The organism is Ferdinandcohnia sp. SAFN-114 (assembly GCF_059415045.1).
Map to the genome: position 1 here is coordinate 12752 of NZ_JBPFDQ010000027.1, position 17800 is coordinate 30551.

Here is a 17800-nt window from a genome sequence, read left to right on the forward strand (position 1 = left end):
CTATGAAAAAAATACATATTCTTATAGCAGATGATATTGAAGCACATCGCAGACGTTTGGAGCGTATTATTTCTTCTGAAAACAACTTTGAATTAATGGGTTCTGTTGGAAGTGGTCAAGAAGCGGTCAGCATGTCTTTAGAAAAAAAACCTGATATCATTTTAATGGATATTGAGATGGAAGATTATATGGCAGGTATAAACGCTTCCTCAGAAATAAGTAGTAAATTACCAGATACAAAAATTATTATTCTAACTGTACATCAAGATAATAACCTCGTGTTTGCTGCATTTCAAACTGGAATAGTTGACTATGTTCTAAAGAATGCGGAGAAAGAGGAAATTATCGAAGCGATTAACTGTGCTATTACAAATACATCTCCAATAAGACCGGTAATTGCAAGCAAAATCCGTGAAGAATTTGCTAGAATTAAACAACTAGAGGCTAATTTTTCTTCTATTTTTAAAATTATCTCAACCCTTACTCCTTCTGAATTAATCGTCCTAAAATTACTTTGTAATAACTATACTAGGAAAGAGATAGCTAAAGTGCGCTGTGTCGAAATCGATACGATCAAAAAGCAAGTGAATAGTATATTAAAAAAGTTTGATAAGCGGAATACGAGAGAAGTAGTAAAATTATTAGGAGAACATGAAGTTATTGATATTATCAATAATATGTCATAAAAACATTTATTGGGTGGCTTCGATAGAAGCCACCCTTTTTCCATTATGACTTTACATTGTAAACTTCAAAACCATTGTCATTTTGCTCAGTGATTATAACTGTTTCTCCGCATAATTGAAAACCATCAACTAGTAAACTATCTGCTCCAGTCAATGAAAATACTAAAATATCTTTATTACCATTGATTATGATTTCAAAGGCTATTGCTTCCGAATCTTTCTTAATGGCTCCATTTAGATGTGAAACAGATCGTTTTCTAACCTTAACCTCTTTCTTCTTTGCTGTCGCTATCATAAGGAAAGGAGCAGCGAATGAATCTTTTTCTTTATATTGAACCAATGCAGAGGGTGCAGAGCAAATTTTATTATAATGTCTTGATAGCTTACCATCTTTGATAATCACATCATCTTTATCAGAAATATTCAAAGGGATGATCCGCAGATTAGCACCACTTTGATACATGGTTGCTAACTCCCCATACTCTGTCCATTTGACTGGAGTATGTTCTGGAAAATGGAAATGTTGCTCATAGCTATGGACACCGCTTGATTCAAAAATATCAAGGACGAACCAATATTCTGTTGGGCGATAAATAATTTTCCTAGTAACATGAACAGGCGATTTCAATCTCCAATATCCTGTGTGTCCAGCCTCGGCATATTGATATTTTTCTTCGATTCGGTAAAACTGGTTTACTGGCCGTGCTGCATTTTTCCATTCCCAGGTATTGATATATTCTGAAGCGGAGACACCATCAACGGTAATCGTATTATGCCTGTTTGCCTCTTTAAAGTACCTTCTTTCTTCAGTCTCACAATACGTATAACGACCACCGTCCATTAAAAATTCCCTTCCACCAGCCATCAATTCAATATGTAGGGTATCATCATGCCCATGGCCTTTATTGACTTGTCCCATTATTCCATGGTCAAAAAGAAGGTACTCATCTTCCTGTCCCCATCCATTTCGAAAAAGGGTTACTCCTGAATCTTTAAGGTTTGTAGATGCAAATGTGGGTTCTATCTGTTGCAAAGCTTGAAATTTATGTAATCCCTTTTCCCCAAAGTACCATAGCAGATCAAATATATACGGTTCTTCGGTAAACGCCCTTAAGTCTGTACGGTTTAATAATACTGCTCCTATTGCAAAAATTTCACGCAAGTCCGTATCATCACTGTCTCCAAGCATTGGTTGATGTCGATTTGGTTTCATGAGTTTGTAAGTTGCGGTATACATTCTATTAACAGCATCCGTGATAAAGCTCGGAGTTTTAATGTCGTTCTTTTGTAAAATTAAGCTTATTTCTACTAGACAATGAAGGACTTCATGATGATACATAGGAGATTGTTCTTTTTGATAACCATCATTGTATATTTGTAAGGGTATCATTTTCTCAATACGTTGAAGACTTTCGTCAATCCACTTCTTCTTTGTTTCCTCATCCATCAGGAAAGCAGTTTGTATAAGCCCATTTAATTCTAAAAATCCCCAATTACTTTGAAAATCAAAAGCGGTAAATGAACGATATAAAAACTCACCATGCTCCTTCAATTGTTGAAGAAATAGATAGCTGTCTGATTCAGTCCAAAGTGGTGATTGCTTGATATATTGAAAACCCTTTAACCAATTTGTCACGCGGATTCCGGCATCTATTTTTCGATATGTATATGGGCGAATGGTTTTATCTTTATTTGCTTCTATCCATTCATTAAAAATTCTTTTCCAGTGAATCACATATTCTTCATTCTCTTCTACTACATAGGCCATACCGATTTCTGCCAAATAACGTTGACGATTTAACATAAAGGCCCATTCCTCGTCCCCATTAAAACAATATGTCCAATCGATAGATTCTGGAAAAAAAACTTCCTCCTCACATCGTTCCATATCCCAAGGATGAGTAAAAATAAATGTATTTTTACACGCTAACTTTGCTCGATGAATTGTTTCTTCAGTTTCTTTTTTTGTAAACTTAAGAACCGCTTTCTTTAAAAAGTCTATCTCATCAACAAATATCCCCACATCTTCTCTCCCCTATTGATTTTCAATTTTTTGAATTAATTGAGTTAATTCTATTAAGGCCATCGACTCCAAGCGATGATCAACCTCACAGAATTCTAAATCCTTTGTTACTTGGTTCGGTATCACGACACAATACATTCCCGCACGTTTAGCTGCTAATGCACCATTTGCAGAGTCTTCAAAGACTAGACATTCCTCTGGTGTCACGCCTAAGCATTTTGCTGCCTCTAAATATAGGGTTGGATCTGGTTTTACCTTTTCAACATCATCAGAAGTACGGATGCATTCAAAATAATCGAATAAGCAAAGATTTTTCAAGTGATTTGATACCCATTCGTAAGTAGAGCTAGAGGCTAAACCGATTTTCAATCCTGCTTTTTTTGCAGCTGTAAGGTACTCCTCAACTCCTGGTAATGGACCTTCATCCTTCATTCGTTCATTGAATCGGTCCCTTCTCAACTTAGTTAATTCATCGTGGTCAACTTTCCTTCCAATTTGCTCTTCTAAAAATGAAAGGGCGTTGAATCCTGCTTGCGTTCCAATTACCTTTCCCCACACGGACATTGGTAGCTCGGAACCATGCTCTTGAAAGATTTCATTTAACACATTATATTCACTGGTTTCTGTATCATAAATTAAGCCATCAAAATCAAAAATAACTGCCTTTATCACTTCACCATCTCCTGTCTATCTAATCCACCTACTATTATAAAGAATTAATAAGCAATGTCCATTTTCTCTCTACCAGTTTTGTCACAAATTGTCCACATATATATCTTCACTTCAAGATTTTACATTTTACAATCGTCTAGAGTGATACTATAATTTTTAGTATACTTTATGTGGAATGAGGGAGACGATTGAACTCTAAATCAAATGAAAAGGTACTGGAAACATATTTATTTATCGCATTTGCTGCAGCATTAATTTCCACGCTTGGTAGTCTTTACTTTTCAGAAATACAGAAATTCGTACCATGTGAACTTTGCTGGTACCAGCGTATCTTTATGTATCCTCTCGTAATCATTTTAGGAATCGCTATTTTTAAAAAGAACTATAACATTGCACTCTATACCTTTATCCTGTCTTTAATCGGTGGTTCAATTTCAATCTACCATTATCTTGTGCAAAAGATCCCTGCAGTTGGTGAGAACTCACTCGCATGTGGTGTTGTACCATGTACAGGCCAATACATTAACTGGTTTGGCTTTGTAACAATACCTTTTTTAGCATTAATAGGTTTTACAATTATTGCAATAACTAGTTTTATAACACTAAAAAGATGGAAAGAAGGGAAATAAATCTTGAAAAAAGTTATTATTTTTACAGTTATTATTGTTGCTATTTTCGGAGCACTTGCTTTTGTAACAACTACTCAAAACAAACAACAATCGGAAGGTAATCCTTATGGGAAAGATAAGCTAGATCCTGCTACTGTTAAACAGCTCGATGATCCAAACTACGGAAATCAAATTTTACCTGACGAATTAGAAACAAAATTAGAAAATGGTGAAACCATGACTGTTTATTTTTACAGTCCAACATGTCCACATTGTCAGGAAACAACTCCAGTCATCATTCCAATGGTAGATGAAATGGGACTTGATTTAAAGAAATACAATCTTCTTGAGTTTGAGGAAGGTTGGAATAAATACGGAATTGAGTATACCCCTACATTAATTCACTTTGAAAATGGTGAAGAAGTATCACGTCTTGTTGGGTATCATCCAGATCATAACGAATTTAAAACTTTCTTTGAAGGTGCAATGGCAACTTCAAAATAAAAGAAAATCCCTACTCTATGAGCAGGGATTTTTTTATCCTTGTCTAGCTTCAAGCACCATCTGTCAGCGCTCATCTTATCCTTGTCGCACTTGCCAGGACTGCTAGGATTCCAGCGTTAGGCACATGGCGTGCCTGTTTTTAGCTGGAATTGAGTGCCTTGCGCTTTTCGACTAAAGGCTACGCTACCTTTATGTATTAAGCTAGATATTTATTGGCTGGTTTTGAATATTTACTTAATACGTCTGGATTATTCACACATTGAAACTCTTCGATAGTGAATGGAAACAAATAGCCGTAATCATTTAAGATTTGCACATTTTTGGCAAAGATTTCCCCGTGATATTCTTGGTAGCCTTCTTCCCGAATTGTTTCCAAAACAGCAATAATCGCTTGAAGGCTTGACATGACTTTAAAAGCCTTATCCAATGTTCGATTATAGTATACGTCTTCCTCTTTTGGTGCTAACACATTCCACTTTTCAAGTTTCGTAATATACTCATCTTCAAAATAGGTTGGAAAGATTGAAGAATACATATAATCGACTAGCTCCGTAATATGATGTTCCTGCTCAGGAGTTGATGCTACTACAATTTTCAATGTAAAACCCACCCTTGTATCTCCATAGTAATAAGAATAGAATAACACAGGATTCTTTGTTTTTGGTACGGTAAGTCTTTCCTCCATAACCACCTTTCTATTACATTTATTACGTGGATTGGATATACTTTTAAAAGACAGAAAACAGATAAAATCTAAAGGATGGTTACATGTTAACAAAACGATTTGGAGAATGGTTCGAAGTTACTGTTCCGAGTAATTGGGAAGGTATCACCATTGAAGACGTTCTTAAGACTGAATGGACAATGCCGAAGCAAATGCTTCATCAGTTTCGTATGGAAAAGGGGACGAGACTTAACGGGGAAACCAAGAATTTAAACGCGTTGCTTAAACAAAATGATAAACTTCAAGTTCGTCTTTTCCCTGAAGAGGAATATGGAGTGTCACCAGAATATATAGCTGACTTACACGTTTTATATGAGGATGACCATCTCCTAATTGCAAATAAACCAGCAGGAATGGATACACACCCAAATGTGGAAGGTCAACTAGGTACACTTGCTAACGCGATTGCCTACCATTTCCAAGCGAACGGAGTGCACACAAAGATTCGTCATATTCATCGCCTTGACCGTGACACAACAGGAGCTGTAATTTTTGCGAAGCATAAATTAGCTTCATCAATTTTAGACCGCAGATTGGAAAAACGTGAAATTAAGCGGACTTATATAGCTTTAGTGCATGGAATAATCAAACAAAAAAAAGGAACGATAGATGCCTCGATTGGTCGGGATCGACATCATCCGACTCGTAGAAGAGTATCTCCGACAGGACAAAAGGCGATTACAAAATTTAATGTCATTCAAACAATCGACAATAAAAAAATGACATTGGTGGAGCTTGAACTGTTAACAGGTCGTACTCATCAAATACGCGTTCATATGAGCCATCTAGGGTACCCACTTGTGGGAGATACCTTGTATGGTGGACAACCAATTGTTCCAAGACAAGCACTGCACGCTGCCAAAATTAGCTTGCTGCACCCTCTTACAAACGAGAAAATTATGTGTAAGGCACCTTTTCTGGATAACTCGCTTATTTTTTCATAATGCATCCATCCAATTTTCCACATATTGGGTATTGGATACATGCAGGAATTTCTTTTTTCCTGTATAATATTGGACACAAAGTGAATAAGGAAAGGAGTTTGCCATTGCAGGACTTACTTATTTACCTCATATTAGGTCTTTGTGTTGGAGTAATGTCGGGCTTTTTTGGTATCGGCGGTGGCTTTATTCTTACACCAACATTAATTCTAATGGGATTTTCTCCGGTTATAGCAATCGCAACAAGCCTTTTATATACAGTTGCAACATCACTTTCTGGTGTTTTTGCACATTTTCGCCTAAAAAATATTAAATGGGAAACATCGATTATGATTGGGATAAGTGGAATTATTGCCACTCAACTTGCTCACCCATTTGTATTATTACTTGGAAAGCTTCAGTTGGAAAATACTATAATTCCATTGATGTATATTGCACTTATTTTATATTTTTCAATTTCAATACTTGTGAGTAATTCGTCAAGTAAAGTGCAAACCATTCATAATACCAAATATTCATATGTGAAGATTGTGTTAATTGGTTTATTCGCAGGTTTTATTTCAACTTTATTAGGTGTAGGCGGAGGATTTATTATAGTTCCTTTATTGATTGGAGTTCTCGCCTTTCAACCAAAGTATGCGGTTGGTACAAGCTTGCTAAGTGTATTTATGATTGTAATAGCAGGTTTTACCACATATGCATCTACAGTTGAACTTGATTTTGGTGTTATCGGGAGTCTTATCGTTGGGGCATTAATTGGTGGTCAGCTTGGTGCAAGAGTTACAAAAGTGTATGAGGATAAGCAGGTTCGTCACTTCTTAGCTGGTTTGTATATTGCTACCGGGTTGAGCTTATTACTAAAGTTGTTTCAAATGGACCTTCTTGGATTACTAATACTGTTCTCCTATTGCCTCTATATGCTTTTACATTTTTTACTTCATACTCTTAAGGTACGTCTTAAGGAAAAGGAAGTTAGTTAAAACAACATCCCTATATATCTAGTGGATGTTGTTTTTGTTTTTTACATGCAAAAAATAGGTTAAACCCTTTTTTTCAACATCTCCATGTTCGTCCATTTCAAATTTGTTGTATTACCATACGATGTAGTATCTCTTTAAATAAGGAGGTGCTATATATGAGCAGTGGATACGGAAGCAGCTTTGCGTTAATCGTAGTTCTATTTATCCTATTAATCATTGTTGGTGTTTCTTATGTTAGATATTAATCTATAAGTTTTAAGCGAATCCACCACGTGTATCCCTATTATATCTCCTCATTAAGGGTTTCTGAGGCAAAGGCCTTTGGAACCCTATTTTATTAATACCTATTCAACCAGTTGATGACATCCGTAAACACTTCTTCTTTATTAAATTCATTCAAAATTTCATGTCTACTATCTTCATAGAGTTTCACGGTTACATCCTTGATGCCTAATTTTATATACATATCTGCAGCTTGGAGAATTCCTTTTGAAAAATTACCAACCGGATCTTTATCACCTGCCAAAAAGTACATCGGTAAGTCTTTAGGTATATTACCATTTGCACTGTGTTTATTTACTTTTGCTACCCCACTAACGAGATCATAGAAGAAGCCTGCTGTGAAAATTCCACCACAGAGTGGGTCTTCTATATACTTATTTACCTCACTATCGTCTCTAGTTAGCCAATCAAACTCAGTTCGAGTCGGTGTAAAAGCTTTATTATAACTACCGAACGTAAGCTTGTTCATAAGGGAACTACTTGTTCTCTTTCCTTTTCGTTTCATTTCAAGCTTTGCTATGCCAATTCCAACCTGCCCAATAAGTCCGGGATTGCCTCCTGTACCCGATAGAATAACACCAGCCAATTGGTCACCATACGTTTGTATGTATCTCCGAGACAAGAATGAGCCCATACTATGTCCGAATAAAAAAATGGGTTTGTTCGGATAATCCTTTTTAATGATATTTGTTAGGTGGAGCATGTCTTCAACGACTAGATCAAATCCATTTTCCTCTGCAAAAAAGCCCATCAGGCTTGCGTTTTTTCCCGTTTTTCCGTGGCCCCGATGGTCGTTTCCGTAGACGACATATCCTTCTTGTATTAACGCTTTTGCAAATAAATCATAACGCTCAATATGCTCAGCCATCCCATGAGCAATTTGGATAACGCCTTTTGGCGATATATTACCTTCAGTTTCCCATTTTTTATAGAATATCGTGATACCATCATTCGTTAAAAATGTAAAATCCGTACATTTCATCTGTATAGCCTCCTTTTATATCTATTATATGAAATGAATTAGGCAAATAGATATAGATTTGGTAACAACCGCCTATTTTCATTTACTGGAGGGTTCGGTAAAATAAAGTCATAAACAACAAATGCTGTGATGTTAGTTTCCTAGTATTGTTTCAACCGAATACTAAAATCTTGGGAGTTTAAGAGACTAACCTGCAACACCATGCCATTTCCTTTTGTGGAAGGTGACGCAAGTTATGCAAACACCCACCTGTCAGAGTGCAGGTTGAGAAACAATATGGGGACGGCATTTGTGGCATTCCCTTTGTGATAAAGCTGATTCCGTTCGTGCGGAATCAGCTTTTTGTTTCCCTTATATATCTCTTTCTTGTTTCCATTTTTTGTGCATATAATAGAAGGGGTAGATGAGAAAAATGATGAGGGGATGAAAATATGAGTCTTTTTACAGTGAAGGGTACGTGGACTGGGAATAGAAACGGGGAAGGGACGATTACCACCGATGGACTTCATACAGTGGTTTCCGCACCAAAACAACTCGACGGTCCGGGTAAAGGAGCAAATCCTGAAGAATTACTAATTGCAGCAGCTACAAATTGTTATATGCTTACTCTTGCGGCTATTTTGTCTAATCGTAATATTGAATACACTCATCTCGATGTTGAAACAGAAGGGACAGTCGGAAAGAATGGAAAGCGCTTAGTCTTTGAAAAGATTGTCCATAAACTAGTTATTTATGTGAAACAAGCTGACGAAGAATTACAAGAAAAATTAATTCAACTTGCACACCGTGCAGAGACAGCCTGCTTTATTTCACAAACACTGAAAGGAAATGTTGAGGTATCCGTTGAACCTGTTGTTAACGTTATTGATTAGCTAGTTCGTTACACCCCTTTTAGGGATACTGCTAATTGGTGGCAAACCAAAAAAGGGGTGTTTATTTCTGAATTATGTAGTGGCAGTATTTTGTGAACATCGGTAGTAAATCATGATTATTGACAGTAATTCATCAAAAATAAAAAAGGCAGTGCGCTCACACTACCTTTCCCATTCCGATTATTCAACTTCGGACACCAAAGTACTGATTTTCCCCTCGTTTGTCCGAAGATACTACACCTTTGGTCACCTCAGCTCATTTTTCATCTTTGCTTGTCCGAAGATACTACAACTTCGGACACACCAGTGTTGATTTTCCCCTTGCTTGTCCGAAGATATTACAACTTCAGACACCTCAGCTCATTTTTCACCTATGCTTGTCCGAAGATACTACAACTTCGCACACACCTGCTCATTTTTCACCTATTTTTGTCCGAAGATACCACAACTTCGGACACACCAGTGCTGATTTTCCCCTTGCTTGTCCGAAGATACCACAACTTCGGACAGAGCAATGCTGATTTTCCCTTGCTTGTCCGAAGATACCACAACTTCGGACACCTCAGCTCATTTTTCACCTATGCTTGTCCGAAGATACTACAACTTCGCACACACCTGCTCATTTTTCACCTTTGCTTGTCCGAAGATACTACAACTTTGGACACACCTGCTCATTTTTCACCTTTGTTTGTCCGAAGATACCACAACTTCGGACAGAGCAATGCTGATTTTCCCTTGCTTGTCCGAAGATACTACAACTTCGGACACACCAGTGATGATTTTCCCTTCGCTTGTCCGAAGATACCACAACTTCGGACAGAGCAATGCTGATTTTCCCTTGCTTGTCCGAAGATACCACAACTTTGGACACACCTGCTCATTTTTCATTATTGCTTGTCTTATCCTCTTTGAGCTTGATATACCTTTAAGTTTGAATAGATGATCTCTAATAATGGAGTTTCGATGCCTTTTTCCTGGGCAATTTTATATAAATAACCTTGTAATTGATCAGCCTCTACGTCAAAACCTTTTTCCATATCACGCTGCATCGATGATTTCATATCATAACTCAATAAATTCGTTGTTTTTAAATGTTCTTCCTCTATGTCCTGATCAATAGGTGCACCAATTGCTCTCATCACAGAACCGATTTCTTTGTAAAGGTTTTGAATAAGCTTTTGACCATTCTGTTCTTCTCGAATTGGACCAATTGCTGATCTCATTAACGTTGTAATGCCTGAAAAACCTGTGATAAACATATATTTATGCCACATCTCTCGATCAATATTATCGCTTAATTGAATCGTTGTTTTCGTTCCAGACATGACATCTGCCAGAATTTCAATACGCTTCGTTCTTTCTCCTGAAAACTCACCGAATAAAGCACGATGACCTGGGCTTGTCTGAATGATTTTCCCCTCGGAATCCAAAGTTGATTCTATGAAGCATAGACCACCAATTACATTTCGGGTATTAAACCTGGATTTAATGACATCCACATGACTGTAACCATTCAAGAGCGGAAGAATCATTGTATCCTTGCCTACATATGGCTCAATACTTTCTAAGGCACCTTCAAGGTGATATTGTTTTGTTGAAAGAATGATAACATCGAATGGACCTGCCTCATCACCCGATTTAATTGTTTTCGGTTGAAGTGTCACATTTCCATGGATGCTTTCAATTTGAAGCCCATGTTTTTGGATTTGTTTTTGTCTATTTTCACGAACCAGGAAAGTAATGTCTTCCCCCTTTTCCAATAAGCGTCCTCCAAAGTAGCCACCAATTGCCCCAGCTCCTACAACTAGTATTCTCAAATTCTGCAACCCCTTTCATTATGACTGTATTATATTATAGCAAAAAAAGACCAGATAAGTACTGGTCTCTTAATCTCTCATTTTTTAGTTAGATACATAATTTGCTGCGGAACGAACTTCGATAGTAAGTGAACCGCCTTTTACAGCCGATTTCAATACCACTGGATATGGACGATTATTTGAAAACTTAAAGTCTAAATACGGATACGCAACTGTCGCGTCATGCCCAACTGGAACATAACCAACTGGTTTTGAGTGGTGATGGACCTCAATCATTTCAAGTCCCGCCTTTGCAACCGCATTATATAGAGTACTAGAAGTTTGACATACTCCTCCCCCATATCCAGGAACAAATTCCTTGTTCACGATTACGGTCGCAAGCGCATAGCCATTTTCTTTTGAGGCATTTCCAACTACTGTATTGAAATAGAAACGGTCCCCAGGTCCCAATACTATATCATTAATTTGATCTGCAGACTTTTTGATATTAAAGCTTCTTCCTTCTACAGAAGCATCAAAATACGTTGTGAAGCTTCCAAGCACAACTTCATTAATACCTTGTACTTGATCTTGTGTAACATTTGGATTTGTTTCTTCAATCGGAAGTATAACTTGCTTATTAAAAATCGAATTATCTAGTAATCTAGTGACAAGCTCATCTTCCTTTAATATCATTTGGCTTTGACCTTGTTGTAATTCTCCAGAAGTACTAAGTTTTGCAGGTATCATTGGTCGATCAATCGTTGCTGCTAAATCACTTGCTATTTGTATTGCTTTTGCTTTTAATTCTTCTTCATTTTGATATTCATCCATGTTCAGAACTTCAATGACACTGTTATCTCGAGGATCGATGATAGAAACTTCCCGTACATCAACGCCTTGCTTTGTCTCAATTACTTCAACAGGCGCTACCTGATGAAGCTCTACAGTCACTGGTTCTTTTTCGATGAGACTGCACCCACTCATTAATAGTACACCTAATAATAATGGCAAAGTTGTTTTCTTCAAATTACTCTCTCCCATAGTTTAATTGTCTTTCTTTTCTTTGGACAATGTTACAAATATTAAGAATGGCTAACAAAAGAACTTACAATGGAATCTTATTAATGAAAAATGAATATATTCCAATTTACTGTAAGTATTTAAATTCCTTCTCGTACTAGGGATATAGACTGAGATGTTTGATAGATGGAAGTGAATGTAGTGGTAAGAATAGTAGTTTAGCAGTAGAAGAAAATAACCTTTTTCACCTCATTAGACGTTGAATAGCTTGTATTTGTTACTAACTTTTGAAATATTTGTCATATTTTTATTATACGTTCTTTCTAAAGAACAAATCAACTAAAAAAACTGCAATCAGAGACATTTGATTGCAGTTTTTTCTTTATATGAGAATCACAAAAATAAGCCAACTTTTATTCTTGAGATAGTTCCTTTGATTTTCGAGTACAGCTTTCCATCGCTGCGATAATAGCCGCGCGAAAGCCCCTTTCTTCAAGGGTTGCAATCGCTTGAATCGTTGAGCCACCCGGTGTGCACACATCGTCTTTTAGTTCGCCAGGATGTTTTTCGGTTTCCAATACCATTTTTGCTGCGCCAAGTATTGCTTGTGATGCAAGTTTATAAGCTTGTTTTCTAGGAATTCCTTGCATAACCGCTCCATCTGCTAAAGCTTCAATAAACAAATAAGCATAGGCTGGTGATGATCCACTTACTGCAGGAATGGCATCCATAAGGCGTTCTTCGATAACCTCAGTTTTTCCAAAACCGTCAAATAGTTGGGTGATTTCTGATAAATCTTCAGTCGTAACATATGAGTTTTCGCAAAGTGCACTCATTCCTTCGCCAACTAATGAAGGTGTATTAGGCATGGAGCGAACTGCCTTTATAGGTTTTTTAAATTGGTTTTCGATAAAATCAAGCGTTATCCCAGCTGCAATTGTAATGATGATCGCCTCTTCTTTTACGACCTCTTTAACTTCATTAATTACCTCAGCATATAAATCTGGTTTTACGGCCAGAAATAAATAATCAGCATGTGTAGCTACTTCTATATTTTTCAATGAAGTTCCGACCTCGTATGTTTTCTTTACGAATTGCAATGTTTTTTCAGTTTTTGCACTCACAATAATTTGTTGTGGAGTGACCACTTCAGAAGCGATGATCCCTTGTATCATAGCTTGGGCCATTTTTCCACATCCAATAAAACCAATTTGTTTGTCCATGTTGTACCTCCTCTATCCTCTACTTTTTCCATTATAGAGAAGTTCTAAGAATAAAAAAACTTAGATGACCCGTGCATAGAATTGGAAAGAGCGGTTAAGATAATCCAAAAAAAGAGGTGAAAAAGATGTATCGATTTGAAAGACTCCTTGATACCGTCTTTGGGTATACAGGCTGGCATGACCTTACAAATACAATGATTCACAGTGAACAAGAACTCGGATCATTATATGAAGACGAAGAAGATGATCCGGTCATGTAATAAAAGACTCCTGGAATGCTTCACTGAGTTCGGTCTGAGTTGAATAGTTCAATTTATCATGATAAGTTGCACATGATTTCTAATGTCAATTAACAATAAAAAAAGCTACTGAGAGATAAAAATCGGAAAAGCTTCGGACATGCATTGGGAAATATGAGCAGGTTGTGTCCGAAGTTGGGGAATCTTCGGACAAGCATAGGTGAAAAATGAGCTGGGGTGTCCGAAGTTGTAGTGTCTTCGGACATGCAAACGTAAAAACAGCAATGCTGTGTCCGAAGTTGTAGTATCTTCGGACAAGATAACGTAAAAACAGCAATGCTGTGTCCGAAGTTGAACTATCTTCGGACAAGCAATAGTGAAAAATAAGCTACTGTGTCCGAAGTTGTAGTACCTTCGGACATGCAAACGTAAAATCAGCAATGCTGTGTCCGAAGTTGTAGTATCTTCGGACAAGCAAACATAAAATCAGCAATGGGGTGTCCGAAGTTGTAGTATCTTTGGACATGCAAACGTAAAATCAGCACTGGGGTGTCCGAAGTTGTAGTACCTTCGGACATGCAAACGTAAAATCAGCAATGAGGTGTCCGAAGTTGAACTATCTTCAGACAAGCAAACGTAAAATCAGCAATGCTGTGTCCGAAGTTGAACTATCTTCAGACAAGCAAACGTAAAATCTGCAATGCTGTGTCCGAAGTTGTGATATCTTCGGACATGAAAACGTAAAATCAGCTATGCTGTGTCCGAAGTTGAAGTATCTTCGGACATGCAAACGCAAAATCAGCTATGCTGTGTCCGAAGTTGCGACATATGTGAATTTGATTTATTTAAATAAGCATTAAACCTAAATATTATCAATAAAATTAATGCGTGAATTCGTTTGTGAATTCACGCATTATGATTTACTATTTCACACTATGAATCGGAACCTTTTTTCAATTAATGGTAGTTCTTTGTTCTGTACGACTATAACAATGACAGCTTATTAGATGATCATTTACCATCCCTGTTGCTTGCATAAATGCGTAGCAAATGGTGGAACCAACAAATTTAAAACCACGCTTTTTTAAATCCTTGCTTAGTTTGTCGCTAATTTCAGTAGTGGTTGGCACTTCACTTAAGGTACTAAAATGGTTTATTATCGGTTTACCACCTACGAATGACCAAATGTATGTATGGAAACTTCCAAACTCTTCTACGACTTTATGAAACGCCCTTGCATTTGTGACAACTGCATTTACTTTAAGCCGATTTCGAACGATTCCCTCGTTCGACAATAATTCGGTAATTTTCTTATCATCATATGTCACAATTTTTTCCGGATCAAAATGATCAAAGGCTTTACGGTAATTTTCTCGCTTTTTTAAAATGGTGTACCAGCTAAGCCCCGCCTGTGCCCCCTCTAAGTTTAAGTATTCAAATAACAAACGGTCATCGTAAACAGGTACACCCCATTCGTGATCGTGGTAATCTATATATATAGGATCATCATTTACCCACCCACATCTTTTCAAAAACTATCCCCACCCTCTATTTCCTTTTAATAAGGATTATACCAGAAGAGTGGGAATAAAGGAGATTCCCCTTTATTCCTTTATTTACCTCCGATTTATTCTTTTATCCCTTCAAGCCATTCTTTATAGCATTCCTTGCATAATGTTTCTTCTCGTTCACCTTCAACATTAACAAATGCAACATAATGAAATCTTTCGTTTTCAAAAGGATCTTGGCAATAAAAACAATTAGTCGTCATTTTTTAACCTCCTATTGAATAATCTTTTTCTTATTTTTATCTATTCGTCCGCGGTTTTTTCACGTTAATAATATCCAAATAAAAAAGAGTCAGCATATGCCGACTCTTTTTTATACTTCTAAATATTTTTCTTTATCGATTCCATTAAAGAAAAAGCTTCGTTGTCCAATTGAAAAAAGCTGTAGTTCATGCATAGCCCTTGTGCAGGCTGTGTAAAAAAGCTTTCTTTCATATTCTCTTCCGTAAACGTCATTTGATGCGTTATAAATAATGACGGCGTCAAACTCGATTCCCTTTGCTAAATACGTTGGTAAAATTAAAACACCTTTATCAAATTGATACGTCTCCTGACTCATTAAGCGGACATGTATTTTATCTTGTAATGCCTGAAATGCTTCGTTACTTTCTACTGCAGTTTTACAAATGACCGCAATCGTTTCATGGCCTTTCTCTTGAAGATCTCTAATTTGATTTAGAATTTCGTTGTGAAGTTTATCCTTGGTGTCCACTTCTTTAAGTATCGGAAGCGATCCTGAACGGTTAAAGGCTTGAATGTCCTCTCCGCCAGCGACAATGCCCTTAGAAAACTCAACAATTTCTTTTGTAGAACGGTAGCTTTTTTTCAACTGAATAACTTCATATTTCTCTTCCTCATAAAGCTCTGGAGATAATAATGTTGGTGCATTCATGGAATGTGCATATATCGCTTGATTGTAATCTCCAAGAATAGTCATCCGACAGTTTGGAAATAGCTGCTTTAAATATTCGAATTGGAACGGAGAATAATCCTGGGCTTCATCAATGAATAAATGACGGATACCAGTATTCGACTTTTTCCCCTCGATTAAGTCCTGTAAATATAAAAATGGGGTTGCATCTTCATAATTTAAATGGTTTTGTTCCAACTGTTTCATGGTGTACGAACAGATTTCGTTCCAATCCTCTGATAATTTTTGTTCATTCACATAAGAAAATAATTGCTTATATAGTCCTTTAATATCAAGATAATCCAATTTTTTAATCGCAATTTTGATAGGTTTAAAATGCTTTCGTACAATTTCCTTAGCGATTAATTTTTCCTCACGTTCATAATCATCAAAGGTATCCTCCGAAAACTCTTGCTTTTTCTGTAATTGCTTAAAGATTTCGAGATGGTCTTCCTTCTCCATTAATTCAGCTTCTTGAAGAACCCAATCCTTTTTACGTTCTTTTCGTTCGAACTTAATAACTTCCTTCATTAACCACTCTGTTACCTTGGTCAATCGATTTGGAATCGAGATGGCTGGGTCCAATGTATAGAAGTATTCTTGAATCGCGTTCTTTGAGATAATTTTTTTTCTGTTAAAAAGAATATTTTTAAAAAGAAGTCCTTTTTCGCCAAGTTCTTTTACATAAGAATCGATTAGTTTCATAAACCCAGTGCTTGCTTTTAAGTTTATTGCTTTAAGCCTCACATTATATTCAGATTGATCCATTGCTGTTAATAAATATTCCATTTGGGAAAATGGATCCTCCACATCAAAAAGGGTGCCTAATCGATGCTCGACATATTCTTGGAATGTAGATTGCTGCATGTTCTCTTCCCCAAGTTCCGGCAGAACAGTCGCAACATAGCTGTTGAAAAGAGGATTTGGTGAAAATAGCATGATATTACTTGAGTTAAGCTGTTCACGATAACGATAAAGTAGGTAAGCGACCCTTTGTAATGCAGCTGACGTTTTCCCTGATCCAGCCACACCTTGAACAATTAAATAACGACTTTTTTCATTTCGGATGATTTTATTTTGTTCACGTTGAATAGTGGCAACGATACTTTTCATTTGTGTGTTCGCATTATTACCGAGCACCTCTTGAAGCATTTCATCCCCAATTGTGACACCCGTATCAAACATACTTTTCATCATACTATTTTTGATAATGAATTGACGTTTTAAAGTCATTTCCCCTTGAATTTTTTCAAAATGGGATTCATATTTTGCTGGACCAGGATAATAATCATAATACATACTAGAAATCGGTGCTCGCCAGTCAAATATTAAAAAATCCTCGTCATTTTTGTCTAATAGGGATGCAATCCCAATATATATTTTCTCTTCTTTTGTTTCTCCCTCTTCCCAAAAATCAAATCGGCCAAAATATGGTGAGTCTTTTAGTCTTTCAAGAACTTTGATTTGCTTATGAATCAATCGATGATTTCTTTCACGTTCACCCAATAGTTCGGATTGCTGCTTAATACTTTGAAATGTTTCAATGACGTCATCAGGTTCATCAAGATTGACAGTTACATCTTCCCAAAATGTTTTTCGAAGGTCGACTAGTTCACTTTTTGCGCCGCCCACCTTTGATTCAATGGTTGATTTCTTACTGTCAATGACCTCCAGTACATCTTCAAGTCTGTCTTGTTCCTGAATCCAGTCTGGATTATTTTTTTCCATGAACACCACTCCTCGTATAAGTGAACTTCTGTCTCTACC

General features: G+C 36.7%; 18 protein-coding genes and 1 other RNA gene. 9 read left to right on the forward strand and 10 right to left on the reverse strand.

Annotated features, from left to right (window positions below):
- Positions 1-2: 2 nt before the first annotated feature.
- The gene (locus ACR65M_RS10625; protein ID WP_341332584.1) at positions 3-686 is read left to right on the forward strand and encodes a response regulator; all 684 of its coding nucleotides are present in this window, start codon (positions 3-5) and stop codon (positions 684-686) included.
- Between the two features lie 43 nt (positions 687-729).
- On the opposite strand, the gene ACR65M_RS10630 is transcribed toward ACR65M_RS10625, so the two are convergent.
- Both ACR65M_RS10630 and ACR65M_RS10635 read right to left on the reverse strand, forming a co-directional pair.
- Positions 730-2709, reverse strand: a complete 1980-nt coding sequence (locus ACR65M_RS10630) for an alginate lyase family protein (RefSeq protein ID WP_341332585.1) — start codon at positions 2707-2709, stop codon at positions 730-732.
- 12 nt (positions 2710-2721) lie between these two features.
- Positions 2722-3381 carry an HAD family hydrolase gene (locus ACR65M_RS10635; RefSeq protein ID WP_341332586.1) on the reverse strand — a complete coding sequence of 220 codons (660 nt, stop codon included), beginning with the start codon at positions 3379-3381 and terminating at the stop codon, positions 2722-2724.
- Positions 3382-3569: 188 nt separating this feature from the next.
- On the opposite strand from ACR65M_RS10635, the gene ACR65M_RS10640 reads away from it, so the two are divergent.
- The gene (locus ACR65M_RS10640) at positions 3570-4010 is read left to right on the forward strand and encodes a disulfide oxidoreductase (RefSeq protein ID WP_099353308.1); all 441 of its coding nucleotides are present in this window, start codon (positions 3570-3572) and stop codon (positions 4008-4010) included.
- 3 nt (positions 4011-4013) lie between these two features.
- Positions 4014-4493: a DUF6568 family protein gene (locus ACR65M_RS10645; protein WP_121449459.1), complete on the forward strand. Its 480-nt coding sequence runs from the start codon at positions 4014-4016 to the stop codon at positions 4491-4493.
- A 196-nt stretch (positions 4494-4689) separates the two neighbouring features.
- On the opposite strand, the gene ACR65M_RS10650 is transcribed toward ACR65M_RS10645, so the two are convergent.
- Complete coding sequence (locus ACR65M_RS10650) at positions 4690-5178, reverse strand: DUF5365 family protein (protein WP_121449458.1); 489 nt, start codon at positions 5176-5178, stop codon at positions 4690-4692.
- 83 nt (positions 5179-5261) lie between these two features.
- Here ACR65M_RS10650 and ACR65M_RS10655 point away from each other — a divergent pair, with 83 nt between their 5' ends.
- The 3 genes from ACR65M_RS10655 to ACR65M_RS10665 all read left to right on the forward strand — a co-directional run bounded on the left by ACR65M_RS10655 (position 5262) and on the right by ACR65M_RS10665 (position 7383).
- The gene (locus ACR65M_RS10655) at positions 5262-6161 is read left to right on the forward strand and encodes an RluA family pseudouridine synthase (RefSeq protein WP_440273296.1); all 900 of its coding nucleotides are present in this window, start codon (positions 5262-5264) and stop codon (positions 6159-6161) included.
- A gap of 104 nt (positions 6162-6265) precedes the next feature.
- Positions 6266-7138 carry a sulfite exporter TauE/SafE family protein gene (locus tag ACR65M_RS10660; protein ID WP_440273297.1) on the forward strand — a complete coding sequence of 291 codons (873 nt, stop codon included), beginning with the start codon at positions 6266-6268 and terminating at the stop codon, positions 7136-7138.
- 155 nt (positions 7139-7293) lie between these two features.
- Positions 7294-7383, forward strand: coding sequence for a YjcZ family sporulation protein (locus tag ACR65M_RS10665; protein ID WP_121449455.1), 90 nt, complete (start codon positions 7294-7296; stop codon positions 7381-7383).
- 92 nt (positions 7384-7475) lie between these two features.
- Here the strand turns inward: ACR65M_RS10665 and ACR65M_RS10670 are convergent, their stop codons facing one another.
- The gene (locus tag ACR65M_RS10670; protein WP_440273298.1) at positions 7476-8402 is read right to left on the reverse strand and encodes an alpha/beta hydrolase; all 927 of its coding nucleotides are present in this window, start codon (positions 8400-8402) and stop codon (positions 7476-7478) included.
- Between the two features lie 118 nt (positions 8403-8520).
- Here ACR65M_RS10670 and ssrS point away from each other — a divergent pair.
- Positions 8521-8704, forward strand: a non-coding RNA gene (gene ssrS, locus ACR65M_RS10675) — 6S RNA.
- A 129-nt stretch (positions 8705-8833) separates the two neighbouring features.
- Positions 8834-9274, forward strand: coding sequence for an OsmC family protein (locus ACR65M_RS10680; RefSeq protein ID WP_341332591.1), 441 nt, complete (start codon positions 8834-8836; stop codon positions 9272-9274).
- Positions 9275-10173: 899 nt separating this feature from the next.
- Here ACR65M_RS10680 and ACR65M_RS10685 read toward each other — a convergent pair.
- The 3 genes from ACR65M_RS10685 to proC form a co-directional block, all read right to left on the reverse strand.
- Positions 10174-11091, reverse strand: coding sequence for a ketopantoate reductase family protein (locus tag ACR65M_RS10685; RefSeq protein ID WP_341332592.1), 918 nt, complete (start codon positions 11089-11091; stop codon positions 10174-10176).
- Positions 11092-11175: 84 nt separating this feature from the next.
- Positions 11176-12099 (reverse strand): VanW family protein, encoded by a 924-nt coding sequence (locus tag ACR65M_RS10690; protein ID WP_341332593.1) that lies wholly within the window; start codon positions 12097-12099, stop codon positions 11176-11178.
- A 407-nt stretch (positions 12100-12506) separates the two neighbouring features.
- A complete protein-coding gene (gene proC, locus ACR65M_RS10695; RefSeq protein ID WP_341332594.1) occupies positions 12507-13316 on the reverse strand; it encodes a pyrroline-5-carboxylate reductase in 810 nt (269 codons plus the stop codon).
- Between the two features lie 116 nt (positions 13317-13432).
- Between proC and ACR65M_RS10700 the strand changes: the two genes are divergently transcribed.
- Positions 13433-13576: a hypothetical protein gene (locus ACR65M_RS10700; protein WP_440273299.1), complete on the forward strand. Its 144-nt coding sequence runs from the start codon at positions 13433-13435 to the stop codon at positions 13574-13576.
- Between the two features lie 932 nt (positions 13577-14508).
- On the opposite strand, the gene ACR65M_RS10705 is transcribed toward ACR65M_RS10700, so the two are convergent.
- The 3 genes from ACR65M_RS10705 to helD all read right to left on the reverse strand — a co-directional run bounded on the left by ACR65M_RS10705 (position 14509) and on the right by helD (position 17761).
- The gene (locus tag ACR65M_RS10705; protein ID WP_440273300.1) at positions 14509-15087 is read right to left on the reverse strand and encodes a DNA-3-methyladenine glycosylase I; all 579 of its coding nucleotides are present in this window, start codon (positions 15085-15087) and stop codon (positions 14509-14511) included.
- 95 nt (positions 15088-15182) lie between these two features.
- Positions 15183-15326, reverse strand: a complete 144-nt coding sequence (locus ACR65M_RS10710; protein ID WP_165918292.1) for a hypothetical protein — start codon at positions 15324-15326, stop codon at positions 15183-15185.
- A gap of 110 nt (positions 15327-15436) precedes the next feature.
- A complete protein-coding gene (gene helD / locus ACR65M_RS10715; RefSeq protein WP_440273301.1) occupies positions 15437-17761 on the reverse strand; it encodes an RNA polymerase recycling motor HelD in 2325 nt (774 codons plus the stop codon).
- Positions 17762-17800 lie beyond the last annotated feature (39 nt).

What these genes read in the sequence shown, in the direction of transcription:
- ACR65M_RS10625 (WP_341332584.1), top strand. Translation starts at nt 3, where the DNA reads ATGAAAAAAATACATATTCTTATAGCAGATGATATTGAAGCACATCGC.
- ACR65M_RS10650 (WP_121449458.1), bottom strand. Translation starts at nt 5,178, where the DNA reads ATGGAGGAAAGACTTACCGTACCAAAAACAAAGAATCCTGTGTTATTC.
- ACR65M_RS10655 (WP_440273296.1), top strand. Translation starts at nt 5,262, where the DNA reads ATGTTAACAAAACGATTTGGAGAATGGTTCGAAGTTACTGTTCCGAGT.
- ACR65M_RS10665 (WP_121449455.1), top strand. Translation starts at nt 7,294, where the DNA reads ATGAGCAGTGGATACGGAAGCAGCTTTGCGTTAATCGTAGTTCTATTT.
- ACR65M_RS10670 (WP_440273298.1), bottom strand. Translation starts at nt 8,402, where the DNA reads ATGAAATGTACGGATTTTACATTTTTAACGAATGATGGTATCACGATA.
- ACR65M_RS10680 (WP_341332591.1), top strand. Translation starts at nt 8,834, where the DNA reads ATGAGTCTTTTTACAGTGAAGGGTACGTGGACTGGGAATAGAAACGGG.
- proC (WP_341332594.1), bottom strand. Translation starts at nt 13,316, where the DNA reads ATGGACAAACAAATTGGTTTTATTGGATGTGGAAAAATGGCCCAAGCT.
- ACR65M_RS10710 (WP_165918292.1), bottom strand. Translation starts at nt 15,326, where the DNA reads ATGACGACTAATTGTTTTTATTGCCAAGATCCTTTTGAAAACGAAAGA.
- helD (WP_440273301.1), bottom strand. Translation starts at nt 17,761, where the DNA reads ATGGAAAAAAATAATCCAGACTGGATTCAGGAACAAGACAGACTTGAA.